We start from the raw sequence: 24,186 nt of genomic DNA, 5'->3' as shown, positions 1-24,186 counted from the left end.
TGTTGCACAACAACTGGCACGCGGCCCACGACGGGTAGGGGGCTGATGCCCCTACCCGATTCGGGGTACCGGGTTCCTAGTCCGCAGCGGCCAGCTGCCCGCAGGCGCCGTCGATCTCCTTGCCGCGGGTATCGCGCAGCGTGGTGGGGATGCCGGCATCGATGAGGTGGTTGATGAAGTCGCGGGTCACGTGCGGCTCCGGCGAGGTCCAGATGGAACCCGGCGTGGGGTTCAGTGGAATCGGATTCACGTGCACCCAGCCGCGGCCGCGGGCGTTGAGCTTCTTCGCCAGCAGATCGGCGCGCCACGGATGGTCGTTCATGTCCTTGATCAGCGCATATTCGATGGACACGCGGCGGCCGGTGACGCGGTAGTAGTTGTACGCGGCGTCCAGGGCCTCGTCCACCTTCCAGCGGCTGTTGACCGGAATCAGTTCATCGCGCAGCTCATCATCGGGGGCGTGCAGGCTCAGCGCGAAGGTGACCGGGATGTTCTCTTCGGCCAGCTTGTTGATGGCCGGCACCAGGCCCACGGTGGACACGGTGATGTGCCGGGCGCTCATGCCCAGGCCTTCGGGAACGTCCGCTGCCATGCGGTGCACGGCGTTCATCACGCGCTTGTAGTTGGCCAGCGGCTCGCCCATGCCCATGAAGACAATGTTGGTGACGCGCTCGGCGTCGTGCCCGCCGTCGCGGCGCTTGCCGCCCAGGCCGCCCTCCTTGATCACGCGGTTGGCCTGGACAATCTGGTCCAGGATTTCCGCGGTGGACATGTTCCGGGTCAGGCCGGCCTGGCCGGTGGCGCAGAACGGGCAGTTCATGCCGCAGCCGCACTGGCTGGACACGCACAGGGTGATGCGGCCGGGGTAGCGCATCAGCACCGACTCCACGAGGGAACCGTCGAAGAGACGCCAGAGGAACTTGATGGTGTCGCCGTTGTCGGTGGTCAGGCGCTTGACCTCGGTCAGCAGCGTCGGGAACATCTCCTGCACCAGGTCATCGCGGCGCTCCTTGGGGAGGTCGCTCATGGTTTCCGGGTCCGTGGTGTAGTGCTGGAAGTAGTGCACCGAGAGCTGCTTGGCGCGGAACGCGGGCAGGCCCAGCTCCTTGAGCTTCGCCTGGCGCTCGGGCAGGGTCAGGTCGGCCAGGTGCACCGGCGGCTGCGACACACGCGGGGACTTGAACTGCAGCAGCGGGCGGCCGTCCGGTTCCTTGGCCTGTTCCCAGCCCTCGGTGGCAGGGCGGACCTGCGCCTTCCGCGCCTGCAGCTGCGCCTTGGAGGTGCCGACCGGCTTGGACGGGGTTGCGGGGGAAGTATCGAGGGAAGTCATCCCTTCCATTTTTGCACGCATCCGCTATCTCTGCTTCCTGTTAGCCAACTGGCCACAGCACTGAAACACGGTTGAAACCGCCGGCGCCTAAGTTGGGGGAAAGCCCGCTCGGGTGCCCGCACAGGAGGTCTCACATGCTTGCCGACCAACCACCGCACCTCACCATCCGGGAAGTTCCCTGGACCAACCCGGTGGGTGCCGATTTGCGCGCGGCCCAGCAGTCGGAGCTGGACTTCCGGTTTGGCAGCGCGGACCGCGAGCCCTCACCTCCCACCGCGGAGGACACGGCCGTGTTCCTGGTGGCCTATGAAAAGAGCTCCGGACAGCCGCTGGGGTGCGGCGGGCTGCGAAGGATCGGCGACACCACGGCGGAGGTCAAACGGATTTACGTCCTGCCCTATGCCCGCGGCTCCGGGGTTGCCACGGCCATCCTCACCGCACTGGAGTACCGGGCCCGGGCCGCAGGCTACGACGTCATCACTGCCGAAGCAGGATCAGCACAGCCGGACGGGCGCCGGTTCTACCAGCACGGCGGATACACCGTGGTGCCCAACTTCGGTCCGTACGCCGGACGGGAGGACTCGGTCTGCTTTGCCAAGACCATCGGTCCGGTCCGCGTGAAAACGTGGGCCGGATATCAGTAGTCGGTGCGGCGTTCCGCGGCGTTCCAGGCGTCGAAGGGTGCCATGGCCGGACTGCCCTCAACAGCCAGCTGCTCCACGGGGAGGGTCCGGCGGCCGGTCGGGGTCTCGAAGTACTCATAGAAGGCGGCGTCGTCGAACCCTGCGCCGGCGGCATCGTGCCGGTCGGCGGCGAACACCACCCGGCCCACGCGGGCCCAGAGCGACGCCGCAAGGCACATCGGGCAGGGTTCGCAGCTGGTGTAGAGAACCGCTCCGCTGAGGTCGAAGGTGCCCAGCGCCGCACAGGCATTGCGGATGGCACTCACTTCCGCGTGTGCGGTCGGGTCGTTGGCCGCGGTGACCCGGTTGACGCCCTCAAACGCCTGGCCGTCCGCGGTGACGATAACTGCCCCGAACGGGCCGCCGCTGTCGGCAACGTTGGCGGTGGCCAGGCTGACCGCCCGGCTGAGGAATTCGGCTTCGCTGGTAATCATGGGCGTCTCCTTGGAGCTTCGATTCCGGCGGCGCCCCGGAGGGAGCGGTTTGCCGGAACAATCGGAAGGGTCTGCCAGGTAGATAACGCACGCAGGCGCCCGCCTTCGGCAGCATGACACTAGCACCAATCCGCGGACGGCCGAAGCCGTGTTCGCCCTCCGGGGCGGGGATTGCCAGTGCCTGCCGCCGAATGGCAATCTGAACAGCGTTGGACATTCTGTGTCGCAGGCCTCGCGCCGCCCCGGTGTGGAGGTGGAACAGCCGCCCAGGAGGTCGACACCCTGCCGGCCAGCTGCCTGGGCACGCAACGGAGAATCAGATGCACTGGCCACGGCGGACAGTGCAAGGGATGGAGACGCAGCATGGCGACAGGTACCGAGACCCCTGCAACGGCGCAGCACGCGGCGGACCAGCAGGATGCCATCCGGGTTCAGGGTGCCCGCGGCAACAACCTTAAAGACATCAGCATCGAGATCCCGAAGCGCCGCCTCACCGCCTTCACCGGCGTCTCCGGATCCGGCAAGAGTTCGCTGGTCTTCGGAACCATTGCGGCGGAATCCCAGCGGCTGATCAACGAGACCTACAGCGCCTTTGTGCAGGGCTTCATGCCGAACCTGGCCCGTCCGGACGTGGACCGGCTCGAGGGCCTGACCACGGCGATCATCGTTGACCAGGAGCGGATGGGCGCCAATCCCCGCTCCACGGTGGGCACCGCCACGGACGCCAACGCCATGCTGCGCATCGTTTTCAGCCGGCTCGGGGAGCCCCGCATCGGCTCCCCCAACGCCTACTCCTTCAACGTGCCCTCGGTGAAGGCCAGCGGCGCCATCACGGTTGAGCGCGGCGGCAAGACCAAGGCCGAAAAGGCAACGTTCAACCGGCTCGGCGGCATGTGCCCGCGCTGCGAGGGCATGGGCTCGGTCACCGACTTCGACTTGTCAGCGCTGTACGACGACGACAAGACGCTGAGTGAGGGCGCCCTCACGATCCCCGGCTACAGCATGGACGGCTGGTACGGGCGGATCTACACCGGCACCGGCTTCCTCGATCCGGACAAACCGATAGCCAAATTCACCAAGCGGGAACTGCACGACCTGCTGTACAAGGAGCCCACCAAGATCAAGGTCGAGGGCATCAACATCACCTACGAAGGCCTGATACCGAAGATCCAGAAGTCGATGCTCGCCAAGGACCCGGAGGCGATGCAGCCGCACATCCGCGCCTTCGTGGAGCGCGCCATCACCTTCACCACCTGCCCCGAGTGCGCGGGCACCCGGCTCAGCCCGGAGGCCCGCTCCTCGAAGATCAACGGCAAGAGCATTGCCGACGCCTGCTCGATGCAGATCACCGACCTGGCCGAGTGGGTCCGCGGCCTGGAGGAGCCGTCGGTGGCGCCCCTGCTGGCCGGGCTCCAGCACCTGCTGGACTCGTTTGCCGCCATCGGGCTCGGCTACCTGAGCCTGGACCGGCCCTCGGGCACCCTCTCGGGCGGTGAATCCCAGCGCACCAAGATGATCCGGCACCTCGGCTCCTCCCTCACCGACGTCACGTATGTGTTTGACGAGCCGACGATCGGCCTGCATCCGCACGACATTGAACGGATGAACGGACTGCTCCTGCAGCTGCGCGACAAGGGCAACACGGTGCTCGTCGTCGAGCACAAACCCGAGACCATCGCCATTGCCGACCACGTGATCGACCTGGGTCCCGGGGCCGGCATCGACGGCGGTGCCGTGTGCTTCCAGGGCACCGTGGAAGACCTGCGGACCAGCGGAACCATCACCGGGCGGCACCTCGACGACCGGGCGCGGCTGAAGGACACGGTCCGGTCACCCTCCGGCACTCTGGAGGTCCGCGGCGCCGCAACAAACAACCTGCAGGACGTCGACGTCGACCTGCCCCTTGGCGTGTTCTGCGTGCTCACGGGCGTGGCCGGCTCCGGAAAGAGCTCCCTCATCCATGGCTCGGTGGCGCGGCGGGACGGCGTGGTGGTGATCGACCAGGGCGCGATCAAGGGTTCCCGGCGCAGCAACCCGGCCACGTACACCGGAATGCTGGAGCCGATCCGCAAGGCGTTCGCCAAGGCCAACGGGGTCAAGCCGGCGCTGTTCAGTTCCAATTCGGAGGGCGCCTGCCCGGCCTGCAACGGAGCCGGCGTGATCTTCACGGATCTGGGCGTCATGGCCACCGTGGAGTCCACCTGCGAGGAGTGCGAGGGCCGGCGGTTCCAGGCCGCGGTGCTGGAATACACCCTGGGCGGGCGGAACATCGCCGAGGTGCTGGGAATGTCGGTGACGGAGGCCGAGGCGTTTTTCGCCGGCGCCGCCGCGGGCGCCGCCGGCAAGGGGACCGCCGAAGAGCTGACCGACGGCTCCGCCCTGCCGGCCGCCCACAAGATCCTGGGCCGGCTGGCCGACGTCGGGCTCGGTTACCTTCACCTTGGCCAGCCGCTCACCACGCTGTCCGGCGGCGAGCGGCAGCGCCTGAAGCTGGCCACGCAAATGGCCGAAAAGGGCGGCGTCTACGTCCTGGACGAACCCACCACGGGACTGCACCTGGCCGATGTGGCGCAGCTGCTGGGGCTTCTGGACCGGCTGGTGGACTCCGGCAAGTCGGTCATTGTCATCGAGCACCATCAGGCAGTGATGGCGCACGCCGACTGGATCATCGACCTGGGTCCGGGGGCAGGGCACGACGGCGGCCGGATCGTTTTCGAGGGCACCCCGGCGGACCTGGTGGCCGGCCGCTCCACGCTGACCGGCGAGCATCTCGCCGCATACGTGGGCGCCTGACCGGCTATCCGGCGGGCTGCACGCAGATGGTGTCCATGGTCAGGGTCACCGCACCCTCGCCCGCGGCGGCGGTCAGCGTGACCTGAATGCCGCCGGCTTCCTTGAGGGATCCCACGTGGGTGCCGCCGCAGGGAATGGAAACCGTCCCGTCGGGCAGGTCCACGCTCCACCGCCGCAGGTCGGTCAGCCGATCGCCGTCGCACTCAATGCGCACGTCGGCTCCGCTGGCGGTCCAGTCGGCCAGGGTCGCGTTGATGCCCGCTTCCACGGCGGGCAGGTCCTCCAGCACCTCCGGCGAAAAGCCCTTGCGGCGCAGCGACTTTCCGAGCCGGTACACGTCGGTGGAGCCGTGTTCGGTGATCGTGGAGGTTTCGATCGCCAGGGCGTCAAAGTTGGGGTTCCCGGCGGCGTCGGGCAGGACCTCCTTCTTCCAGGCACCGGCCAGCTGCCGGTTCAGTGCCAGCGAGGCCAAGTGGCAGGCGGTGTGCCCGGCGGAGAGCGCGGCCCGGTACGCGGAGTCCACCTCGACCTGCACGGAGTCGCCCTCCTGCACCGAGGCATCCCCGGGCAGCACATGGGCAACGGTGAAAACCCATCCCTCGGTGCCCTTCTTCACCGGAATATCGGCGCCGAGGCAGAGCGCTGTTCCGTCGGTGGCGGCGACGACGGCGTCCAGCACGTCATGCGCGGTGCCGGCGGCGGTCCTCAGCACCGCCCGGTCGGCCCCCTGGTCGGGCCAGCCGGCATCCACCGGATGGACGGCGGTGGTGTCCAGCAGGACGGCCCGGGTGCCGTCGGCCAGATCCTGGACATGCAGGACCGTGCCGGCGGATTCCACGGCGCCGGAGGGATAAGTGACTGTTGCATCTACGGTGGGAAGGCTCACAAGGCCACCTTACCGAGGAAAATCGGGCCCGCATCGTGACGGCCGTCACTGGATTCTTCATCCGGGCTGACATGGGGGTACAGTTCTAAGTACGACGCGGGGTGGAGCAGTTCGGTAGCTCGCTGGGCTCATAACCCAGAGGTCGCAAGTTCAAATCTTGCCCCCGCAACCAAGAAGATGGTCCTGACCGGTGAAAACCGGTCGGGGCCGTTTTTGTTTAACCCCGCCCTCTTTCTCCGAAGTTACCCGGAACATGGTTGTCTCCCTGCATGGCCTCCGGTAGGTTTCAGCACCAATGGCATTAGGCAGAGGGCGGCCGGCACATGGAAGCTGAAATAACCCTGCAGGTGGACGGCGCTGAACGGACACTGAGGGTTGACACCCGCACCACAGTGCTGGACGCGCTGAGGGACAGGCTCGGGGTGACCTCCCCCAAGAAGGGCTGCGACCACGGCCAGTGCGGCGCCTGCACGGTGCTGCTCGACGGGCGGCGCACCAATTCCTGCCTCACCCTCGCGGTGGCGCACGACGGCGCTGAGGTCGTCACTGCCGAAGGCCTGGCCGGCGGCACCCCGGACGGCGGACTGCACCCCATCCAGCGTGCCTTCCTGGATCAGGACGCCTTCCAGTGCGGCTACTGCACCCCCGGACAGATCTGCTCCGCTGCAGGGGCCATCGAAGAGGCGGCCGCCGGCCACCCTTCCACGGCAACCGCCAACCTGCAGACCGACGGCGCCGTCGACCTCACCGACGCCGAAATCCGTGAGCGGCTGAGCGGCAACCTCTGCCGCTGCGGTGCCTACGTGAACATCGTTGCAGCCGTACGCCAGGCCGCCGAAGCCGCCCAGGACCGGCCATGATCCCTTTCGAATACCGGCGCGCCGACGACGCCGCGTCCGCCGTCGCGCTGGTCAGCGGCAACCCGAACGCCGCGTTCCTGGCCGGCGGCACCAACCTCGTGGACCGGATGAAGCTGGGTGTGGACAACCCGGGCATGCTGGTGGATGTCAGCAGGCTCCCGCTGGACGCCGTGGCTGTCCTCGAGGACGGCAGGGTGCGAATCGGCACGAATGTGCGCAACGCGGATCTGGCGGCCAACGCGGTGATCCGCCGCCGTTATCCGGTCCTGGCGCAGGCGTTGCTCTCCGGGGCGTCCGGCCAGCTGCGGAACATGGCCACGACCGGAGGAAACCTGCTCCAACGCACCCGCTGCGTGTATTTCCAGGATCCCAGTACGCCATGCAACAAGCGCGAGCCCGGCACGGGCTGCTCCGCCGTGGGCGGCTACACCCGCTACCACGCCATCCTCGGCGCCTCGGAACACTGTGTCGCCACCCACCCCTCCGACATGGCCGTGGCGCTGGCCGCGCTCGATGCGGCGGTGGTGGTGCTGGGAAGCGACGGCGAGCGGACCATAGAGGTCAGCGAATTCCACCGACTGCCCGGCGACGAGCCGGAGAAGGACACCGTCCTTGGCCACGGGGAGCTGGTCACCGCCGTTGAGCTGCCCCCGGCGCCGCAGCGGTCCGCCTACCGCAAGGTCCGGGACCGCGCGTCGTACGCCTTTGCCCTGGTGTCGGTGGCCGTTGCGCTGGAGTTGGAAGACGACGACGCCGTCACGCCGGTGATCCGTGACCTGCGGATCGCCCTGGGCGGCGTGGCCCACAAGCCATGGCGGGCGCTGCAGGCCGAGGCCGTGCTGCGCGGAGCCCCTGCTACCGAAGAGAATTTCCGCGCCGCAGCCGATGCCGAACTGGCCGCCGCCGAACCGCTGCACGATAACGGCTTCAAACTGCCGATGACTCGAAATGCCCTGGCCGCGGTCCTGAGGGAGCTGACCGGCGCACCGGCCCCGGAGGCGGCAGCAGCGGGGACCGATCACCCCGAGGGGCCCGAGGGCCCCGTGGACGCCGGCTGGGAAGAGATGGGCTCATGAGCAGACTGCTGCCGACTTCGGCCATCGGAGAATCCCTTGAGCGGCTTGACGGTGAGCTTAAGGTTACGGGGCGGGCCCCCTATGCCTATGAACAGCCGGTGAAAGACCCCGTTCACCTCTATCCGGTGCTTTCCACCATTGCCCGGGGCCGGGTGGAACGGGTGGAAACCGCGGCAGCCGAGGCCGTCGACGGCGTGCTGACCATCCTTACCTCGGAAACCGCGCCGCGCCTGGCGGATACATCCGACCGGGAACTGGCCGTCCTTCAGGATCCCGGCGTGGGCTATCGGGGCTGCATTGTCGCCGCAGTGCTGGCCGAAACCCCGGAGATTGCCCGGGAAGCAGCAGCAATGGTGTCAGTGAAATATGCCGAAGAGCCCTTCAACGCAGAACTGCGCAGCGACGACCCGGCACTCTATGCACCAGAGGAACTGAACGCCGGCACGCCTACGGACAGCAGCCAGGGCAATGTGGACGCCGCCTTGGAAACCGCTGTCCTTACTGTTGATGCCACCTATTCCACCCCTGCCGAGCACAACAACCCGCTGGAACCGCACACTACGGTGGCCCAGTGGGACGGACGGATCCTGACCCTGTGGGATTCCACCCAGGGCGTGCATTCGGTGAAGGACACGCTGGCACAAGTACTGGGGCTGGAGCAGGACCAGATCCGGGTCATCGCTCCGCATGTGGGCGGCGGATTCGGTTCCAAGGGAATGCCTCATGTGCACGTGGTGATGGCTGCCCTGGCCGCACAGTGCACCGACGGACGTCCGGTGAAGTTTCCGGTCAGCCGACAGCAGATGTATTCGCTCACCAGCCACCGCACCCCCACCGTTGCGCACATCCGGCTGGGCGCCGCCGACGACGGCCGCCTCACGGCGATGTCCATGGATATCCACGAGCACACCTCCAGGATCAAGGAATTCGCGGAGCAGACACCGGCACCGTTCCGGATGATGTATGCCTGTCCCAACCGCCGCACCACCACCCGCCTGGCTCCGCTGGATATCCCCGTGCCGTCCTGGATGCGCGCGCCGGGTGAGTGCCCGGGCATGTTCGGGCCGGAGGTGGCCATGGATGAACTGGCCGCCGCGGCAGGCTTGGATCCCCTCGAGCTGCGCCGGCGGAACGAGCCGGACGTCGATCCGGAAACCGGCAATCCGTTTTCCAGCCGACATCTGCTGGAATGCTTCGATCTCGGGGCCGAGCGGTTCGGCTGGGAGAACAGGGTCACCCGCCCCCGCTCGGTGGTGGAGGACGGCTGGCTGGTGGGCATGGGCACGGCCAGTGCGGTATATCCGTTTATGCGCCAGCCCGCCAACACCGCCCGAATCGGCTACGAGCAGGACGGAATCTATTCCGTGCAGATCGGTGCCGCGGATATCGGCACCGGCAGCTGGACCGCCCTGACGCAGATTGCCGCCGATGCCCTGCGGGTTCCGGTGGACCGGATCCGGCTCGGGATCGGTGACACACGGTTCCCCCCGGCCAGCGTCGCCGGCGGATCTTCGGGCACGGCGAGTTGGGGCGGCACCATCGTGGCCGCAGCACAGGTGTTCCGGGCCGACCATGGCGAGCACCCCTCGCCAGGGGCACAGACCGAGGCCGGGCCGCCCGCCGACCCCGAGGCGCAGAACCTCGCCCTCTATTCCTTCGGGGCGCACTTCGCGGAAGTGCGGATTTCGACCGATACCGGCGAAGTCCGGGTCAGCCGGATGCTGGGAGTTTTCTCTGCAGGGCGGATCATCAATCCCAGGACCGCCCGGTCCCAGCTCCTCGGGGGGATGACCATGGGCCTGGGCATGGCGCTGCACGAGCACAGCGTGCTGGATCCGCGGTTCGGTATTTTCGTCAATCACGACCTCGCCGAATACCACGTTCCCACGAATGCCGATGTGCTGGACATGGACGCGCTCTGGATCGAAGACCGGGACGAACATGCCGGTCCGCTGGGTGCGCGCGGACTCGGGGAGATAGGCATCGTGGGCAGCGCGGCGGCCATAACAAACGCCGCCTACAACGCCTCCGGCGTCCGCGTCAGGGACCTGCCGCTCACGCCGGATAAGTTTCTGGCCTAGGAGCACGGCCCCGGAGCACCTGGGGTTCAGCCTTGGGGAAAGCCGTCCCGGGGCCACCACGCCGGCAGCAGGTTCGGCAGCGACGCCAGCCAGGCTTCGACGTCGTCGTCGTCCCCCGCAACCCACTGCTCAATCCAGGAGGCGTAGGCGCCGCCCAGGAACGCCGCGGCCACCTCGCAGTCAAGGTCCGGCACCAGTCCGTAGCCCTCCCAGGCGTACACGGCCAACAGGAACCGCGGACGCAGCCCCTCGGCGAGCACCTCCTGGAAGGTGCCGGTGGAAAACAGCAGCCGATAGGTCCGCCGCTCCGACCGGGTGTGCTCCAGGATTCGCCGGAGGGCGTCGGCATACAGGACGCCGACTTCCGCTTGTGTCCGGCCGGTGCCCCGCTGGTCGACGTCCACGGCACCGAGCCGATTCACCACGTCGACGTAGACCGAGGCGGCGAAATCGAAAATATTGCGGTGATGCCCATAGAACGTGGTGCGGTGCACGCCGGCCTGCCGGCATAACCCGGCAACACTGATTTCCGCCAGGTCAGAGTCCCGCAGCAGCTCCCAGAGCCCGTTCTCAAGCGCCTCCCGGGTGCGGGCGCTCCGCGGCTCGTCCGGGACGGGTCGCCGAGGGGGAAGGGGTGTTTCCGGTCCGGGCATGGACTTATCTTCTCAGATATACGGAAGGGTCTTCTCGGATACACGGAAGGGCCCGCCGAAGCGAGGCCCTTTCATGCCGCCGCGCTGGGGGACGCGGCGAGGATGGTGTCCTAGTTATTCAACACCTGTAGAACAGACTCTAGCCGAGAGAAGGCCGTACAGCCGAACGGGCCGGGCGCGGCGTGTCGGATTGGCCGGCCGCGGTGGCCGGATTCCGGCGGTTAGCGCGGAACCGGACCGAAACCCTGTGGGCGCGGTCAGCTGGCTTCCGCGGGCCGCACCCGGTGGCGCGGCGGGAGCGGAATGACCGCAGAGGTCCGGCGCTGATACTGCACATAATCCGGATGCCGGGACCGGGAGATGCTCTCGGTGAAAAGCGTGGACCCCGCAAAGAGCAGGGTCAGCAGCGCCGCGCCCAGCACGGTCCAGTGCAGCCAGGCGCCGGTGGCCGCCACGGCGAAGCCGTAAAACAGCCACCACTGCACCTGCTCGAAGAAGAAATTGGGGTGACGCGAGAAGCGGAAGAGGCCGGTTTGCAGGAAGTCCGGCCGGGGCGTCCGGCCGGCGCGCCGTTCGGCGGCCTTCCACTGGTGAAAGTTCCACTGCTGCTGGTCGGCGACCGTCTCGCCGGCCAGCGCAGCGACAAACAGCACCGCCAGGGCCCAGTCTCCGGCGGTCAGCTGACCGGGATGCCGGTACACCGTGAGGGCCGGCAGCGTCATCGCGAAGATGATGACGTTCTGGTAGATGCTGATGAAGAGGAGGTTGAAGACGGCGAACTGCCACGGTTTCATGCGGTTTCTCAGAATGGCCCACCGGTAGTCTTCGCCGCCGGGCGCATATCCGCCCTTGCGCGCGAAGTTGAACGTCAGCCGGGCTCCCCACAGGCTCACCAGCGCAGCCATCAGCAGCAGGCGTCCCTCGAAGCCCGATGCCGCCGCGAAGACCCAGACGTAGGCGAGGGGAACCACCGACCAGATGCGGTCGGTCCAGGAATACTCCCGGGTGAGCAGGGAGAGCACCCACGTCCCGGCACAGACAGCGGTGAGGATCCACAGGTTGACCAGAACCGGATTCATCCTCGGAGCGTACGCGCGCGGCTCCCTGGGCGGAAGACGGACGACGGCGGCTGGTAGCCTCGGCGCATGACCTCGCTTTTACTGCGGCCCTGGCAGGCGGCCGACGCCGGCGCTCTGGCCAGTATTTACCGCGGCAGTCCCGACCTGGCGCGGCAGCTCGGTCCGGAGGCCGGCTCAGCCGCCGGAGCGCAGCGGATCATCCGGGAGGACCTCGGCTGGGATCCTGCGAACGCGTGCAACCTGGCCCTCGAAGCCGGCGGCACCGCCGTGGGCAACGCCGGCATCAGCAGCATCGACTTCCGCCACGGGACGGCCTGGACGTACTACTGGCTGGCCGCTCCGGTGCGCGGCAAAGGCCTGGCGGCGCGTGCGCTGGCCACGCTGAGCCGCTGGGCCCTGGAGGAACTGCACCTGCACCGGCTCGAGCTGGGCCACCGGACCAACAACCCTGCTTCCTGCCGGGTGGCGTTGGCCGCGGGCTTTGCGCCCGAGGGAATCCAGCGCGCAAAGCTGCGTTACGGCGTCGACCGCTTCGATGTGGAAACGCACGCTCGGCTGGCGACGGACCCTGCTCCGGGACTGCCGCCGATCGAGTTGCGCCTGCCCTAAGTTGACGGGGCGGGCCACAACCCCGCCAATCCGTTAGCGGCTGGTGGTGTTCCGGGCGGCTTGGGCATTGAAGAGCGATGCCGCAGTGGCCGCGTCCTGGATTGTCACCGTGAGGCTTCGCCCGCCGGGACCATGGACACGCAGCGCTTCGCCATTGCGGAAGATCAGCCCGACCGAACCCGCTCCGCCGAACCGGATCCCCCACCCCAGGAACTCCGTGAGGCCGCGGACAGTGACCACCTCCGCTGTTGTGCCGTCGGCAGCCGGAATACGGAACCGACCCAGGCCTAACAGTGAGCTGCAGGTCAGCCCGCGGTGATCGACGGTGACGGTCCACCGTCCGGCGACAACGCCGAGCGCCAGCAGAACCGTTCCCACAATGGTGAGGAACCACAGCGGGCTAACCAGGCCGACGACGATCAGGGCCAGCCCGGCAATCCCCCCGCCGAGCAGGCAGACCCAGGCGGTGGTGACTTTGCTCCAGGCAGCAATTTCGCCCGGCGCAAGGTTCAGGCCCGGGGTAGGGACGCCGGCAGCATCGGGTGACGCGAGAGGACGACTGCCGGCGACGACGGCAGCGAGAATCCCATACCCACCGCTCAGGAGCGCGGTTATCACCATCGAGGCACGCGGATCCGGAGCCAGCAATGGATCCGAGAGGCCAACCTGGCCGCTAAGCAGCACGGGAAGCGCTGAGGCCAGGAAGACTTCGATGCCGGCCAAGAGAGCAACGGACAGCCGGCGACCCCATCCGGTCAGTTTCCCGGACCACTTCATGAACGCCAGGACGGCCAACCCTGCGGCGGCCGGCGCCGCAAAGGACAGCACGATGAGCGACAACGGACCGACGGTGGTAACTTCTTGCGTGGACCAGCTCCATTGCTGGGCAACCTCCGCGGGAAGCCGCCCGCTCCATCCGGTGACAAGTGCGAGGGATCCCAGCAGAACCGCCGCCGCTGGAAGGAAGACCCCCAGCCAGAAGCGAGGGTCCGGATCCGACGGTGTGCGGCGAGCGGGCAGATTCGTCGTCATGAGGAAGTTTCCTTGTCGAGGCGTTGGCGGAAGAGCGCGAGGATCGATTCGGTGGACAGACCGAGCCCGGCCAGCTGCGAGGCGGCGTCGTCAAGGATGCGCAGGACGTGCTCGCGTGCGGCCGGTGCCGGAGCAATAACCACCGCTCCACGCCCGCGCCGCAACTCAATGAGTCCCTGATCGCGCAGGTCCTGATAGGCGTGCAGGACGGTGTGCAGGCTGACACCCAGAGACTGTCCCAGCACCTTCGCGGCGGGAAGGCGCTCCCCGTCGGGCAGCGAACCGTCCAGGATGCCCTGCCGAACCGCTCCTGCAATCTGTTCGTGCAGGGGCGAGTCATTGGCGGGGGTCAGGCGAATCAGCATTTGTTCATTCTATTGTTATAGGTGAAGCATAACAATAGGCTCGGACCCGACCCGTTCGTCTGCAGTTTGGGGCCGAGGGCTTGGCGGCCCGTCGGAAGGGTCGGGGCTAGGCGCTCTGCTCCGGGAGCGGATTGCTGTCCCGGTCGTGGAGAAGGTCAACACCCAGCGACGCGAGCGCCGTAGCCGCGGCCATCCAGAGACGGGGTGCTGCCACTCCGCGCCGGGACAACCAGTCTTCGGTTCCCGCATCCAGGCGAAGCGAGAGCGCCTGCATGCCGGCTACCGCCGCTCCGGCGCCGGCCGCCACCGCCGCACGCACCGCCGCTGGCCGTGCCCGGCCCGGAAACAGCACCACCGCCACCCCGGCAGCAGTCAGGAGTCCGGGCGCGAGGACATAGGCACGGCGGAGCGCGACCGGCCAGTCGGTCGGTCGCCGGAGCGTGAACGCTCCGGCGAGTGCGGAAACGCCCAGTGACAGGGGAAGATTCTTCATGCCCCCACGCTACTGGACCCCGCTGCCGGGGCCGATGGCGGAAGCGATCTCAACATCCCGGCACACCGCCAGCCGACCCGCTGCGGCGGCAGCCCCGATGCTGAGCGCCAGCACTCCCCCGAAAGGGTCGAATCCGAACACCGCCCACAACACCATGGAGGGCACCGCGAAGAACGCAACCACGTGAATCCACTGCCGGCGCACGGGACGCAGCAACAGTCCCAGCACCAGGCCCACCGGAACACCCACCAGCAGGCAAAGCCCGCCAAAGATCGCCATCATAAACAGCCACATGCCGAAGGGGTTAAAATCCGATCCCGGCTGCACCGGCTCCTGAAAAGCAGAACAACGTACAGCACCGTCCAGGCCGCCAGCCATAGTCCGGTGGCCACGGCTATCCCCTTGATCAAGCCGTAATTGCCCAGCACCACTCTGCCGTTCTGCGGTGAAAGTTTTGGTTTCCGCATGCATCCTCCCCTCGTCCTGGTGTGATCCTACCGGGACTGTTCTCCCGCGGACGGAGTCGAGGAAGCCGGATGCGAAGTCACTATGACCTGGACTGCAGCGGAACCGGCTACTCCTCGGAGCCGGTCAGGTTTACTTCCAGCTGGCCACCGCGGACCCGGGTGTGGAACACCGGCTGCGGAGCGGTCGCCGGGCCGCGCAGCACCTCGCCGCTCCTGAGTGAAAAGGTGCAGCCGTGCCAGGGGCAGACCACGCCCAACTCACCGCGGACTTCCTCCAGATGCCCCTCAAACAGCGGCCCGCCGAGGTGGGAGCAGGCGCCGGCGAGCACCGACACGCCGTCGTCGCCCGCGCCGTCCCGCCGCAGCACCACCAGCGGAACGCTGCCCAGGGTCGCCGCGCGCAGCTGCCCGACGGCAAACCCCTGGATCAGACCCAGCGAGTGCCAGCCGCTGGGGACTTCCTCGGGCAGGTCCTCGTTGCGGTTCACACCCGCGCCCTGGCGGTAGGCCAGATGTGCTCCCAGGTACGCGCCGAAACCGGAAAGGCCATACCCGCTGAACGACAGCAGCTTTCCGAGCCGATGGTTGCCGCGGATCCGGACCACCCAGGAGGCGGCATAGAACCCGACGGCGATGCCGTTGGCGACCTCGTGCACAATACCGGTTCGCTGCTGCCGCGTTTCGAGCTGGGAAAAATCGGTCACTCCCGAGACGGCTGCGGGCACTGCCGCTAACACACCCACTCCCACCAGGATTTGGGCCGCCTGCTCGTTGCCGGGCAGCAGATCCAGCACGGCGGCGGAAGACCAGGCGCCCAGCGGCACGCTCACCAGCGCCGGATGCAGCGGATGGCCCAGCGGCACACCATGCAGGACATCCGTTACCGCCGGCCACGGCAGGACTTTCTTGACGATGCCGGACACCGTGCCGGCAAGGGGGTCCAGCCAGGCGGCCCCTTCGAGTTTGTCGGCAGTGTCGGCCAACGGCAGACGTGGCATGTCGCTCTCCTTCGACGGTGCGGGCCGGGAATCCGGCCGCGAAACCGGTGGACGGTCAACAGGGTAGTCAGGGTGCCGTGAGCCGCACCACCCGCAACCGGCATATCCGCGCCCGAGGCGGTTATACGCCGGTTGCGGTCGTCGGTTAGTACCGGCCGCCCTCCGGCAAGGGAGCATTGTCCAGCATGGCCAGGTCCTCGCCGCTGAGCTGCAGCTCACCGGCCATCACATTGTCCCGCAGGTACTTCGGTGATTTGGTTCCGGGAATCGGGATCACCCGCCGGCCCTGGGCCACCACCCACGCCAGTGCCACCTGCGCCGGCGTAGCGCCCACCCGTTCGGCGACGTCGCGCACCCGCTGCACAATCGCCAGGTTGGCTTTCAGGTTGTCCTGCTGAAAGCGCGGGAGCCGGCGCCGCATGTCGTCGGCCGGTAAATCGTCAAACGAGGTGAAGCGGCCGGTCAGAAAACCGCGGCCCAGCGGGGAGAAGGGAAGGAAAGCCATCCCCTGTTCCTCGCAGTAGGGCACGACGTCGGACAGCCGGTCGCGGGTCCACAGCGACAGCTCGGACTGCACGGCGGTGACGGGGTGCACGGTCTGGGCCAGCCGGATCTGCTCCACGCTGGCCTCGGACAGGCCAATGGCACGGGCCTTGCCGTCCTGGACGGCCTGAGCCATCGCGCCCCAGGACTCCTCCAGCGGCACCTGCGGATCGACCCGGTGCAGCAGATACAGGTCCACGTGGTCGGTTCCCAACCGTTGAAGGCTGCCGTCGATGGACTCCCGGATGTGCCCGGGGCGGCCGTTGACCGTCAGGCCGGGCAGCGTGCCGCTTCCCCTGGACGCGGTGCTGACTTCCAGTCCCACCTTGGTGGAGAGCACCGCCCGGTCCCGGTAGCCGTCCTGCAGCGCCCGGCCCACGAGTTCCTCGTTGGTGTAGGGGCCATAGACGTCCGCCGTGTCGATCAGGGTTGCCCCGAGTTCGATGGCTCCGCGGATGACCGCGACGGAGGTTGCGTCGTCGCGCTCCGCATCCATGTCATAGGCATAGCTCATACCCATGCAGCCCAGCCCTATGACACCGACGTCAGGCCCGTTGGTTCCCAGCGTGGTTGTGCGCATGTTGGCTCCTCCTGGTTGCTCTGAAGCATCTCTGCGGAAACCGGAAGCGGGCCTCCATTAGTCAAGGCTAGAAGGAGGGCCGCCCAAGCGGGAGGTGCGGCAGACTGGTGGGTATGACTTCGGGGGAAGAAAACCAAGCAGCCACATTCCGCACAGCCATGCCGGCCCGCTACCGGGGAATCCTGGGCGGTCTGGGGTTCGCAACCGTAGCGGGAACCGTCATCGCCGCACTGGAGGAGGGACCCCTCGCCTTAGGGGCCGGCCTGTTCATCGCGGTCATTTTTGTGCCCGTGCTGCTGATGACCGCCCGGATTTCGATTTCTGAGCAGGGCATCAGGATTCGGGTCGCCGCCGTCTTTGCGACGGAGATCCCCTACCGGGAGATCACGGGCGTCTCGGTGGGCCCGGTTACGGGGCTGCGCGAGGGCATGGGGCTGCGCATCCTTCCGGACGGCACCGGCTACTTGGTGGGCGGTCCGTCCGTCCGGATCGAGTGCGGCAGGACGGCGGTCCTGGTGTCTTGCCGCAGCCCGGACCGGCTGCTGGACGCCCTCGCCCCGCATCTGAGCGCAGCATCCGGGAGTTAACCGACGGTGCCGCCCTCCTCCCTTGCGGGAGCAGAGCGGCACCTTTCAGTTAGCGGGACGTCAGCGCGTGGCGGCGCCGTCGTGCACGGTATCCCCGGGCGCTGTGCCCTTGGACGCGGTGCCCGCCGGGCCGGTTTCGCCGTCGACGGCCGGCTGGTCGGTGTGCGGATGGCGGCGCTCCAGGGAAGCGCCCTCGACGTCGACGTCGGGCAGGATCTTGTTCAGCCACTTCGGCAGCCACCAGGCCTTGTCGCCGGCCAGGTGCATCAGCGCCGGGATCAGCAGCATGCGCACCACGAAGGCGTCCAGGAGGACACCGAAGGCCAGCGCGAAGCCAATGGGCCGAATCATCGTGCTGTGCGAGAAGATGAATCCGCCGAACACTGCGGCCATGATGATCGCTGCCGCCGTGACCACCGAGCGGCCGGCGCGGACACCCTGCGCGACGGCGTCGCGTGCCGTCGCTCCGTGGGCATAGGCTTCGCGCATGCCGGAGCCCAGGAAGAGCATGTAGTCCATGGCCAGGCCGAACAGGATGCCCACGAGGATGGTCGGCAGGAAGCTCAGGATCGGACCAGGCGTCTCCACGCCGAAGACGCCGGAGAGCCAGCCCCACTGGTAGATGGCCACCACGCCGCCAAGGGCCGCGAAGTAGGACAGGATGAAGCCGAGCGTGGCGATGACCGGAACATAGATGGACCGGAACACCAGGATCAGGATCAGCAGCGAGAGCCCGACAACCACACTCAGGTAGATCGGCAGCGCCTCGGACAGCTTGTCCGAGATGTCGATGTTGCCGCTGGCGGAGCCGGCCACGCCGATCTCGTATTCGCCGTTCAGCGGCGACATGTCGCGCAGCGTGTGCACGAGGGTTTCAGTGGATTCACTGGTGGGGCCTTCGGTCGGAATGACCTGGAAGGCTGCCACGGTCCGGTCCTCGGAGGAGCCGATGGGGGCAACGGCCGCCACGTCCTCCTGGTCGAAGATGGTCCGGGCGATCTCGGTCTGAGCTGTCAGGGCTTCCTCCTCGGAAGGCTCCCCGGGCAGCTCGGCGACCACCAGCAGCGAGCCGTTCTGGCCCTCGCCGAACTTTTCCGACACCGCTGAGTAAGCCTGGTACTGGCTCGAGTCATGGGCCTCGGCTGAGCCGTCCGGCAGGTTCTGCCGCAGGTCCAGCGCCGGGATGGCGATCAGCAGCAGGCCGGCGATTGCCGCAACCACGGTGAGCACGGCACGGCCGGTTCCCATGGCCATGACCGGCGCGGTCTCCGGGCGGCCGTTGCCGGCCGCAGCGGTGGCGGCAGCGCCGTGCGCATCAAGGGCCGCACGTTCCTTGCGGCTGAGGACGCGCCTGCCGGCGATCTTCAGCAGCGCCGGAGTCAGCGTGACAGCGATCAGCACGGCAACGGCCACGCAGGCGGCGCCCACGGTGCCCATCAGGCCCAGGAAGGGGATGCCCGTAACGTTCAGGGCCAGCAGGGCGATGAACACGGTGGCACCGGCGAACACCACGGCGTTGCCGGAGGTGCCGTTGGCCAGCGCGATGGATTCCTCGAGGGCGTAACCGGCCTTCAGCTGGCGCCGGTGCCGGTTGACGATGAACAGCGCGTAGTCAATGCCAACGGCGAGGCCCAGCATCAGTCCAAGGATGGGGGTGATCGAGGCCATTTCGACGACGCCGGAGAAGGCCAGCGCGCCCAGGGCGCCGATGCCGACGCCGATCAGCGCGGTCAGCAGGGGCAGACCGGCAGCGATCAGGCTGCCGAGCATGACGACCAGCACGACGGCGGCGACCACCAGGCCGACCACTTCACCGACACCGAAGAGGCTGGGGACGGCGGCGGAGATTTCCGCTGAGTAGTTGACCTTGACGCCGTCGACCCGGGAGTCCTCAAAGACGGCCACGACGGCGTCCTTCGTCTCCTGGGTGATTTCCATCTGCGTGTCGGAGAAGACCACGTTCAGTACAGCCGCGCTGCCGTCTTCGGAGACGGTGCGGATTCCCTCGGCCATCTCCAGCAGCTCGGCGCCCTGCTCGGCCGGCTGTGCCTGTGCTTCAAGTTCGGCGGCCTGGGTGTCCAGTTCGTCGCGGCCGGCGTCCAGTTCTGCCTGCTGCGTTTCCAGGCCGGCGAGCATTTCTGCCGGGGCTCCGGCGGCTTCAGCCTGCGCACGCGCGGCATCGAGCTGTTCCTGCCCGGCGTCGAGCTGTGCCCGGGCCTCCTCAAGCTGGGCGCGGCCGGCCTCAATCTGGGCCTGCCCCTCGGCCAGCTGCTGCCCCTGCGCCGCACGCTCGGCCTCGGTGGCAAAGGGATCAACAACGTTTTCCACGCCGTCGATCTCGGCGGCCTCGGTCACCAGCGCGGAGATCTCCTGCTGCTGCTCCGGGGTGAAGCGGGAGCCGTCCTCGGTCTGGACAATAACCGAACCCGATCCCCCGGATGCCTGCGGGAGCTTCTCCTGCAGACGCTCGGTGACCTGAGTGGTGGGGGTGTTGGGGATGGAAAATGCGGTGGCGAGCGTGCCGCCGAAGAGCGCGAACGCTATTCCGGCAACCGCAAGCACGGCAATCCAGACCGCGAGCACGGTGCGCGCCCGGCGCGCTGCCGCCCGACCTAGTCGGTAGAGGAATTCAGCCATGAGAGTCCTAACAGGGGTGGGTAAGGAAAATTTTGGAGGAAGCGGGTCTAGGCCGGAGCTCTTGCCGATGGTTCGGTGCCGTGGCCGTCCCGGACTGCTTCGATGAGGCGTTCCAGATGCCGCGCCCAGATCTGCCGCGACTCGGGGGTGTCAACGGCACCGGTTTCTGCGGCCCAGTGGTGGTAGAGCACACCAATGCCGCCGGCGAGGGACCCGACCAGCAGGTGAAGGGCGAGCTTGTCCGCGTCCGGCCGGCGGCGGAGCATGGCGTCAAGGAGCCGGTCGCTCACATCGGTGAAAACGCGCAGCGTCATCAGGGCCTGATGCGGGGACGGGTCCTGATCAGGGCAGCCCAGCACCCGGGTCAGGTAAGACATGGGCCCCACGAGGTCGGCTGACCGGAACGCGGCGGCCATTTCCTCCATCATGGAGGCCTCGGGGCCGTCGCCGGCCGGCACTGCGGCAAGACTCTCGACGACGGAGCTCAGGACATTGCCGCACGCTTCGGTAACGACGTCGTCCACTGAGGCGAAATGGTTGAACACGGTGCGCCGGGACACATCGGCGCGTGCGGCGAGCTCGTCGACAGTGAAATCCGTGCCTGCACGCTCGCTCATGAGAGTTGCCGCGGCATCAACGATTGCCTGCCGGTGGCGGGATTTCAGCGCCGTGCGGCGGTCGGCGGGGTTACTGGTTAACACGTCATTACACTAAGTGCAGTGATGCACTAAGTGCAATTTGAAAGGCTGCACGCAGCCCCACCTCCCCCAGGAGGCAGCAGCTAGGTGCTGGGAACAATTAGGTACTGGGAACGATGTTGTGGTTCCGCCGGAACAGGTTCTGCGGATCGTACGCATTCTTCAGCGCCGTGAGGCGGGCCAGCTTGTCCGTCCCGTAGACGGACGGGGCGGTGCCCTGTGCCACCGGATCCTCGGCGCCCATAAAGTTCACGTACTGCGCGCCGGAGGAAAACGGTTCCACGGCCTTCGCCACCCCTCGGACAAAGGCCGTCCGGGCGGCATCGTCCGCCGGGTCCTGCCAGAAGCCGTAAATGTTCAGCCAGTAGGGGGCATCCCGGGTGGGAAAGGCGGTGGCGTCCTCCGACACACGGCCGTAGGCGCCGCCCAGATGGTGAATGTCGAAACCGGTCCCGCGCCAGGTCTGCTCACAGCCGGCGCGCACCAGGGCATCTATGGCGGCGTCATCAAGTCGGTCGATGTTGGCGTTTTTCCAGTAGGCGCGCGAACCCGGCGGAAACGTCGAGTCCATGGCCGTCTGCCATTCGGACCAGGGCACCGCTTCCACTACCTCCATGTCAGGGGGAGCTGCCGCGGTAAGCTGCCGGATCAGCGCTGCCCCGGCCTCCTGATCCGGGTCCGCCCAGGCGAGTCCGATCACCAGCAGCGGCTGGTCCCCCATGTCCCATTCCTCGATCGGCACCAGGCAGCTGATGATGGTGGTCATCTCATCGGGCAGCCCGGCCGTCCACGCGTCATAGGCGTGCAGCGCCGAGTGCCAGTGCATGTTGCCGTACACCAGGTTCCCGGTGAGGACCTGCGCGGGCAGCGGATGTGCCGAAAACGTAAAAGAGGTCACCACGCCGAAGTTCCCGCCCCCGCCGCGCAGCCCCCAGAACAGCTCGGGGTGCTGGTCCGCGTCCGCGCGCACCTCCTCACCGTCGGAGGTGACGACGTCGGCTCCCAGCAGGTTGTCGATGCTCAGCCCGCCGGTTCGGGTGAGCCAGCCGACGCCGCCGCCGAGCGTCAGCCCGGCGACTCCCGTGCCTGAGACCACACCCAGGGGAACCGCGAGCCCGTAAGGGGCGGTGGCGAGGTCCACGTTTCCGATGGTTGCCCCCGCCTGCACGGTGACCGTACCGGCGCCGGCGTCCACGCTGACGTCGTTCAGCGCACCCATGTCCAGGACCACGCCGTCGGCGACCGTGCCATTGCCGGCCACGTTGTGCCCTCCGCCGCGCACCGCCAGCGGCAGCCCCCACAGCTGGGCGAAGTCCAGCACGGGTGCAATGTCCTTTGCGGACCCGGCCCGGACAATCAGTGCCGGCCGGACATCGATCATCCCGTTCCAGACGTTGCGTGCCGTCTCGTAGGTTTCTTCATCCGGGAGAATAACGGTTCCGGCCACGGCTGTGCGCAAGTCTTCCACGGCGTCCGGAGGCAGCTCAGGGAACATCGGGTTCACCACCTTGTGGGCGGCTACCGCCGGGCCCGCGGATGGTGCCCGAATCCATACGGCTCCTGCCGCTCTCGCTAAAAATTGTTCGCCGCGGCGCCGGGACAGTCAAGAGACGGAGGGGCGCCTCGCCCGCAGGACACGCCGCCGGAGCGGGCCCCTGCTCCACATCCGGCAGCGCAGCGGTGAAGACCGTACCTTTCCCCGGCGAACCTTTGAACGTCAGGGATCCACCGTGAAGTCTCGTCGCTGTGCCGTTCAGCGGACATGGGTGGAGCGTGAGCGCACGCCCGGGCCCGGAGATAAGGAGCGGCGCTGCGGAGCTGCATCGAAATCCAGCAGGAAAAGGAAGAAGCCGACGCCGGCCGGGCCCGCCACGGTTGGCAAGCCGGCTGCGCCGCCGGCACTGCATATGCAAGGCTGGGGAAGTACCGAACGCCCATTCGCTTCCCGGAGAAGTTTCCACACCGGGCGTTACGCCAAGGACAGGAGCAGCACATGAGCGACCAGGATCAGAGCATCAACCCCGGAGCCGACGCCACGGACAACAATCTGGCCGGCACCCGGGATGAGTTCAACGACGAAGTAACTGCCCGCCTCGTCCAGGAGGCAAAGACGCAGGAGCACGAGGAGGAAGCCGGGAACGACGGCGAAGCCGAGCGGGAAGATCAGCCAGCCCTCGAAGTGGACGAGGACAGCCCCGCCTCGGAAGCAAAACCCTCGTCCTGATTTCTTCCTGATACCCAGTCCCCTTCACGGCACGCAGGCCGCCCCTGTAGGATTAGTAAGCACACTGTCTATTACGGTTCGTTCTTCAGATCCTAAATTGGTAAAGGGAGAATCCGATGAGCACGAGCGCAGGAGCGGCCGGAGAGCCGGCCCGCAAGCCAAACCCTGCGGGCACCGGCCAGCCAAGCCGGAATGCCGGCAGCACCAACCGCCGCCACGACGCCGCTGAAAGCCGCGAGCAGATTGTTGGACGGGAAAAAGATGAGTTTGGCGGCGTCAAGATCGGCTCCGCCTTCTTCGGCTGGTTGGCTGCCGCCGGAACCACAGTGCTGTTGAGCGCTATCGCCACTGCTTTCGGCGCGGCCTTGATCGCCAACAATAACGACGTCGCCGGCGAGGCCACAGCCAACCCCGAGGGCGCCGGGATCACCGGAATCATTATTCTCATGGTGATCCTGTTTGTTGCCTACTTCTGCGGCGGATACGTTGCCGGACGGATGGCACGGTTCAGCGGCATCAAGCAGGGCGTGGCGGTCTGGGCCTGGGGCATCGTCATCGCCGTCGTACTGGCCCTTATCGGAGCCATTGCCGGGAGCGAGCTGAACATCAACGCCCAGCTGAACACCTATCCGCAGCTCTCCGGAGACAATACGGGCGCCGCCATCATCTCAATCATCATTGCAGCCTTGGTTGCGCTCGCCGGAGCCATCTTGGGGGGTCTGGCCGGCATGCGCTTCCACCGCCGAGTGGACAAGGCCGGACTCGGAAACTGAGCGGCGTGCGAACCGCCTCGACCAGGCTCCGCGATTTCCCCTTAGCCCTCATCCCGTCGATCGAGTTCCTGCACCAGTTCCTCGTGCCGAAATTCGGTCTCCGGATGGATTTCACCATCCCGGAGGATCTCCACGTCCCGCTCCCGATGCACCTTGCTGTTGAGGATTTCCACGTCCGACAGTTCCAGGTCCTGCAAATCCTCGGGGTACGGATCGTCGGGGGTCAGCATGGTTTTCATGTTCACTCTCTTCATGTCAGTGGAACCTCTGCCTACATATATTACGGCCGCGCACCCACAGTGCGT

At 67.3% G+C, this 24,186-nt stretch carries 24 protein-coding genes and 1 tRNA gene; 10 read left to right on the top strand and 15 right to left on the bottom strand.

From position 1 onward, the window contains the following. Window positions 1-76 precede the first annotated feature (76 nt). Window positions 77-1,330, bottom strand: coding sequence for a dual-specificity RNA methyltransferase RlmN (rlmN, locus tag QNO00_RS10725; protein WP_284024502.1), 1,254 nt, complete (start codon window positions 1,328-1,330; stop codon window positions 77-79). Window positions 1,331-1,464: 134 nt separating this feature from the next. Between rlmN and QNO00_RS10720 the strand changes: the two genes are divergently transcribed. Beyond that, window positions 1,465-1,974: a GNAT family N-acetyltransferase gene (locus QNO00_RS10720; RefSeq protein WP_284024501.1), complete on the top strand. Its 510-nt coding sequence runs from the start codon at window positions 1,465-1,467 to the stop codon at window positions 1,972-1,974. Here the strand turns inward: QNO00_RS10720 and QNO00_RS10715 are convergent. Continuing rightward, window positions 1,968-2,447 carry a nucleoside deaminase gene (locus QNO00_RS10715; protein WP_229966379.1) on the bottom strand — a complete coding sequence of 160 codons (480 nt, stop codon included), beginning with the start codon at window positions 2,445-2,447 and terminating at the stop codon, window positions 1,968-1,970. The two genes, QNO00_RS10720 and QNO00_RS10715, sit on opposite strands and share 7 nt — an antisense overlap. Window positions 2,448-2,810: 363 nt before the next feature. Between QNO00_RS10715 and QNO00_RS10710 the strand changes: the two genes are divergently transcribed. Then, complete coding sequence (locus QNO00_RS10710; protein ID WP_284024500.1) at window positions 2,811-5,240, top strand: ATP-binding cassette domain-containing protein; 2,430 nt, start codon at window positions 2,811-2,813, stop codon at window positions 5,238-5,240. Window positions 5,241-5,244: 4 nt separating this feature from the next. Here the strand turns inward: QNO00_RS10710 and QNO00_RS10705 are convergent, their stop codons facing one another. Beyond that, complete coding sequence (locus QNO00_RS10705; protein WP_229966381.1) at window positions 5,245-6,126, bottom strand: alanyl-tRNA editing protein; 882 nt, start codon at window positions 6,124-6,126, stop codon at window positions 5,245-5,247. 95 nt (window positions 6,127-6,221) lie between these two features. Between QNO00_RS10705 and QNO00_RS10700 the strand changes: the two genes are divergently transcribed. From QNO00_RS10700 to QNO00_RS10685, 4 genes are all read left to right on the top strand, one after another. Further along, window positions 6,222-6,298: transfer RNA gene (locus QNO00_RS10700), tRNA-Met, on the top strand. A 151-nt stretch (window positions 6,299-6,449) separates the two neighbouring features. Beyond that, window positions 6,450-6,986: a (2Fe-2S)-binding protein gene (locus tag QNO00_RS10695; RefSeq protein ID WP_229966382.1), complete on the top strand. Its 537-nt coding sequence runs from the start codon at window positions 6,450-6,452 to the stop codon at window positions 6,984-6,986. Next, window positions 6,983-8,062, top strand: a complete 1,080-nt coding sequence (locus QNO00_RS10690) for an FAD binding domain-containing protein (protein ID WP_284024499.1) — start codon at window positions 6,983-6,985, stop codon at window positions 8,060-8,062. Before QNO00_RS10695 ends, QNO00_RS10690 begins: the two co-directional genes overlap by 4 nt. Beyond that, window positions 8,059-10,143 (top strand): xanthine dehydrogenase family protein molybdopterin-binding subunit, encoded by a 2,085-nt coding sequence (locus QNO00_RS10685; RefSeq protein WP_284024498.1) that lies wholly within the window; start codon window positions 8,059-8,061, stop codon window positions 10,141-10,143. Before QNO00_RS10690 ends, QNO00_RS10685 begins: the two co-directional genes overlap by 4 nt. Window positions 10,144-10,169: 26 nt before the next feature. On the opposite strand, the gene QNO00_RS10680 is transcribed toward QNO00_RS10685, so the two are convergent. Next, complete coding sequence (locus tag QNO00_RS10680; RefSeq protein WP_229966385.1) at window positions 10,170-10,796, bottom strand: TetR/AcrR family transcriptional regulator; 627 nt, start codon at window positions 10,794-10,796, stop codon at window positions 10,170-10,172. Between the two features lie 257 nt (window positions 10,797-11,053). Then, the gene (locus QNO00_RS10675; protein ID WP_284024497.1) at window positions 11,054-11,875 is read right to left on the bottom strand and encodes a DUF1295 domain-containing protein; all 822 of its coding nucleotides are present in this window, start codon (window positions 11,873-11,875) and stop codon (window positions 11,054-11,056) included. A 66-nt stretch (window positions 11,876-11,941) separates the two neighbouring features. Between QNO00_RS10675 and QNO00_RS10670 the strand changes: the two genes are divergently transcribed. Beyond that, a complete protein-coding gene (locus QNO00_RS10670) occupies window positions 11,942-12,484 on the top strand; it encodes a GNAT family N-acetyltransferase (RefSeq protein WP_284024496.1) in 543 nt (180 codons plus the stop codon). A 33-nt stretch (window positions 12,485-12,517) separates the two neighbouring features. Here the strand turns inward: QNO00_RS10670 and QNO00_RS10665 are convergent, their stop codons facing one another. From QNO00_RS10665 to QNO00_RS10640, 6 genes are all read right to left on the bottom strand, one after another. Next, window positions 12,518-13,516, bottom strand: coding sequence for a hypothetical protein (locus tag QNO00_RS10665; protein ID WP_229966388.1), 999 nt, complete (start codon window positions 13,514-13,516; stop codon window positions 12,518-12,520). After that, complete coding sequence (locus QNO00_RS10660; RefSeq protein WP_284024495.1) at window positions 13,513-13,881, bottom strand: GntR family transcriptional regulator; 369 nt, start codon at window positions 13,879-13,881, stop codon at window positions 13,513-13,515. Before QNO00_RS10660 ends, QNO00_RS10665 begins: the two co-directional genes overlap by 4 nt. 106 nt (window positions 13,882-13,987) lie before the next feature. Continuing rightward, window positions 13,988-14,374: a hypothetical protein gene (locus tag QNO00_RS10655; protein WP_284024494.1), complete on the bottom strand. Its 387-nt coding sequence runs from the start codon at window positions 14,372-14,374 to the stop codon at window positions 13,988-13,990. A 9-nt stretch (window positions 14,375-14,383) separates the two neighbouring features. Beyond that, window positions 14,384-14,668 carry a hypothetical protein gene (locus QNO00_RS10650; protein WP_284024493.1) on the bottom strand — a complete coding sequence of 95 codons (285 nt, stop codon included), beginning with the start codon at window positions 14,666-14,668 and terminating at the stop codon, window positions 14,384-14,386. 280 nt (window positions 14,669-14,948) lie between these two features. Then, window positions 14,949-15,839, bottom strand: a complete 891-nt coding sequence (locus tag QNO00_RS10645) for a Rieske (2Fe-2S) protein (RefSeq protein ID WP_284024492.1) — start codon at window positions 15,837-15,839, stop codon at window positions 14,949-14,951. A gap of 145 nt (window positions 15,840-15,984) precedes the next feature. Further along, window positions 15,985-16,962 carry an aldo/keto reductase gene (locus QNO00_RS10640; protein ID WP_284024491.1) on the bottom strand — a complete coding sequence of 326 codons (978 nt, stop codon included), beginning with the start codon at window positions 16,960-16,962 and terminating at the stop codon, window positions 15,985-15,987. A 113-nt stretch (window positions 16,963-17,075) separates the two neighbouring features. On the opposite strand from QNO00_RS10640, the gene QNO00_RS10635 reads away from it, so the two are divergent. Then, window positions 17,076-17,549, top strand: a complete 474-nt coding sequence (locus QNO00_RS10635; protein ID WP_284024489.1) for a hypothetical protein — start codon at window positions 17,076-17,078, stop codon at window positions 17,547-17,549. Between the two features lie 60 nt (window positions 17,550-17,609). Here QNO00_RS10635 and QNO00_RS10630 read toward each other — a convergent pair whose 3' ends face one another. The 3 genes from QNO00_RS10630 to QNO00_RS10620 all read right to left on the bottom strand — a co-directional run bounded on the left by QNO00_RS10630 (window position 17,610) and on the right by QNO00_RS10620 (window position 22,379). Beyond that, complete coding sequence (locus QNO00_RS10630; protein ID WP_284024488.1) at window positions 17,610-20,186, bottom strand: MMPL family transporter; 2,577 nt, start codon at window positions 20,184-20,186, stop codon at window positions 17,610-17,612. A 47-nt stretch (window positions 20,187-20,233) separates the two neighbouring features. Beyond that, window positions 20,234-20,887 carry a TetR/AcrR family transcriptional regulator gene (locus QNO00_RS10625; protein ID WP_284024487.1) on the bottom strand — a complete coding sequence of 218 codons (654 nt, stop codon included), beginning with the start codon at window positions 20,885-20,887 and terminating at the stop codon, window positions 20,234-20,236. A gap of 97 nt (window positions 20,888-20,984) precedes the next feature. Beyond that, window positions 20,985-22,379, bottom strand: a complete 1,395-nt coding sequence (locus QNO00_RS10620) for an FAD-binding oxidoreductase (protein ID WP_284024486.1) — start codon at window positions 22,377-22,379, stop codon at window positions 20,985-20,987. 498 nt (window positions 22,380-22,877) lie between these two features. Here QNO00_RS10620 and QNO00_RS10615 point away from each other — a divergent pair, with 498 nt between their 5' ends. Both QNO00_RS10615 and QNO00_RS10610 read left to right on the top strand, forming a co-directional pair. Continuing rightward, window positions 22,878-23,108 (top strand): hypothetical protein, encoded by a 231-nt coding sequence (locus QNO00_RS10615; protein ID WP_229966399.1) that lies wholly within the window; start codon window positions 22,878-22,880, stop codon window positions 23,106-23,108. Between the two features lie 116 nt (window positions 23,109-23,224). Next, window positions 23,225-23,881 (top strand): hypothetical protein, encoded by a 657-nt coding sequence (locus tag QNO00_RS10610; RefSeq protein ID WP_229966400.1) that lies wholly within the window; start codon window positions 23,225-23,227, stop codon window positions 23,879-23,881. A 41-nt stretch (window positions 23,882-23,922) separates the two neighbouring features. Here the strand turns inward: QNO00_RS10610 and QNO00_RS10605 are convergent, their stop codons facing one another. Further along, window positions 23,923-24,135, bottom strand: a complete 213-nt coding sequence (locus tag QNO00_RS10605; RefSeq protein ID WP_284024485.1) for a hypothetical protein — start codon at window positions 24,133-24,135, stop codon at window positions 23,923-23,925. Between the last annotated feature and the right edge of the window lie 51 nt (window positions 24,136-24,186).

Source organism: Arthrobacter sp. zg-Y1219 (genome assembly GCF_030125545.1).
Lineage (GTDB): Bacteria > Actinomycetota > Actinomycetes > Actinomycetales > Micrococcaceae > Arthrobacter_B.
Note: the sequence above shows the minus strand (reverse complement) of the source record. Positions and strands in the feature narration are given on the sequence as shown.

Excerpts from the sequence above, each read along its gene's own strand:
- rlmN (WP_284024502.1), bottom strand. The coding sequence starts at position 1,330 with ATGACTTCCCTCGATACTTCCCCCGCAACCCCGTCCAAGCCGGTCGGC.
- QNO00_RS10720 (WP_284024501.1), top strand. The coding sequence starts at position 1,465 with ATGCTTGCCGACCAACCACCGCACCTCACCATCCGGGAAGTTCCCTGG.
- QNO00_RS10715 (WP_229966379.1), bottom strand. The coding sequence starts at position 2,447 with ATGATTACCAGCGAAGCCGAATTCCTCAGCCGGGCGGTCAGCCTGGCC.
- QNO00_RS10710 (WP_284024500.1), top strand. The coding sequence starts at position 2,811 with ATGGCGACAGGTACCGAGACCCCTGCAACGGCGCAGCACGCGGCGGAC.
- QNO00_RS10695 (WP_229966382.1), top strand. The coding sequence starts at position 6,450 with ATGGAAGCTGAAATAACCCTGCAGGTGGACGGCGCTGAACGGACACTG.
- QNO00_RS10690 (WP_284024499.1), top strand. The coding sequence starts at position 6,983 with ATGATCCCTTTCGAATACCGGCGCGCCGACGACGCCGCGTCCGCCGTC.
- QNO00_RS10685 (WP_284024498.1), top strand. The coding sequence starts at position 8,059 with ATGAGCAGACTGCTGCCGACTTCGGCCATCGGAGAATCCCTTGAGCGG.
- QNO00_RS10680 (WP_229966385.1), bottom strand. The coding sequence starts at position 10,796 with ATGCCCGGACCGGAAACACCCCTTCCCCCTCGGCGACCCGTCCCGGAC.
- QNO00_RS10675 (WP_284024497.1), bottom strand. The coding sequence starts at position 11,875 with ATGAATCCGGTTCTGGTCAACCTGTGGATCCTCACCGCTGTCTGTGCC.
- QNO00_RS10670 (WP_284024496.1), top strand. The coding sequence starts at position 11,942 with ATGACCTCGCTTTTACTGCGGCCCTGGCAGGCGGCCGACGCCGGCGCT.
- QNO00_RS10665 (WP_229966388.1), bottom strand. The coding sequence starts at position 13,516 with ATGACGACGAATCTGCCCGCTCGCCGCACACCGTCGGATCCGGACCCT.
- QNO00_RS10660 (WP_284024495.1), bottom strand. The coding sequence starts at position 13,881 with ATGCTGATTCGCCTGACCCCCGCCAATGACTCGCCCCTGCACGAACAG.
- QNO00_RS10655 (WP_284024494.1), bottom strand. The coding sequence starts at position 14,374 with ATGAAGAATCTTCCCCTGTCACTGGGCGTTTCCGCACTCGCCGGAGCG.
- QNO00_RS10650 (WP_284024493.1), bottom strand. The coding sequence starts at position 14,668 with ATGTGGCTGTTTATGATGGCGATCTTTGGCGGGCTTTGCCTGCTGGTG.
- QNO00_RS10645 (WP_284024492.1), bottom strand. The coding sequence starts at position 15,839 with ATGCCACGTCTGCCGTTGGCCGACACTGCCGACAAACTCGAAGGGGCC.
- QNO00_RS10640 (WP_284024491.1), bottom strand. The coding sequence starts at position 16,962 with ATGCGCACAACCACGCTGGGAACCAACGGGCCTGACGTCGGTGTCATA.
- QNO00_RS10635 (WP_284024489.1), top strand. The coding sequence starts at position 17,076 with ATGACTTCGGGGGAAGAAAACCAAGCAGCCACATTCCGCACAGCCATG.
- QNO00_RS10630 (WP_284024488.1), bottom strand. The coding sequence starts at position 20,186 with ATGGCTGAATTCCTCTACCGACTAGGTCGGGCGGCAGCGCGCCGGGCG.
- QNO00_RS10620 (WP_284024486.1), bottom strand. The coding sequence starts at position 22,379 with ATGTTCCCTGAGCTGCCTCCGGACGCCGTGGAAGACTTGCGCACAGCC.
- QNO00_RS10615 (WP_229966399.1), top strand. The coding sequence starts at position 22,878 with ATGAGCGACCAGGATCAGAGCATCAACCCCGGAGCCGACGCCACGGAC.
- QNO00_RS10610 (WP_229966400.1), top strand. The coding sequence starts at position 23,225 with ATGAGCACGAGCGCAGGAGCGGCCGGAGAGCCGGCCCGCAAGCCAAAC.
- QNO00_RS10605 (WP_284024485.1), bottom strand. The coding sequence starts at position 24,135 with ATGAAGAGAGTGAACATGAAAACCATGCTGACCCCCGACGATCCGTAC.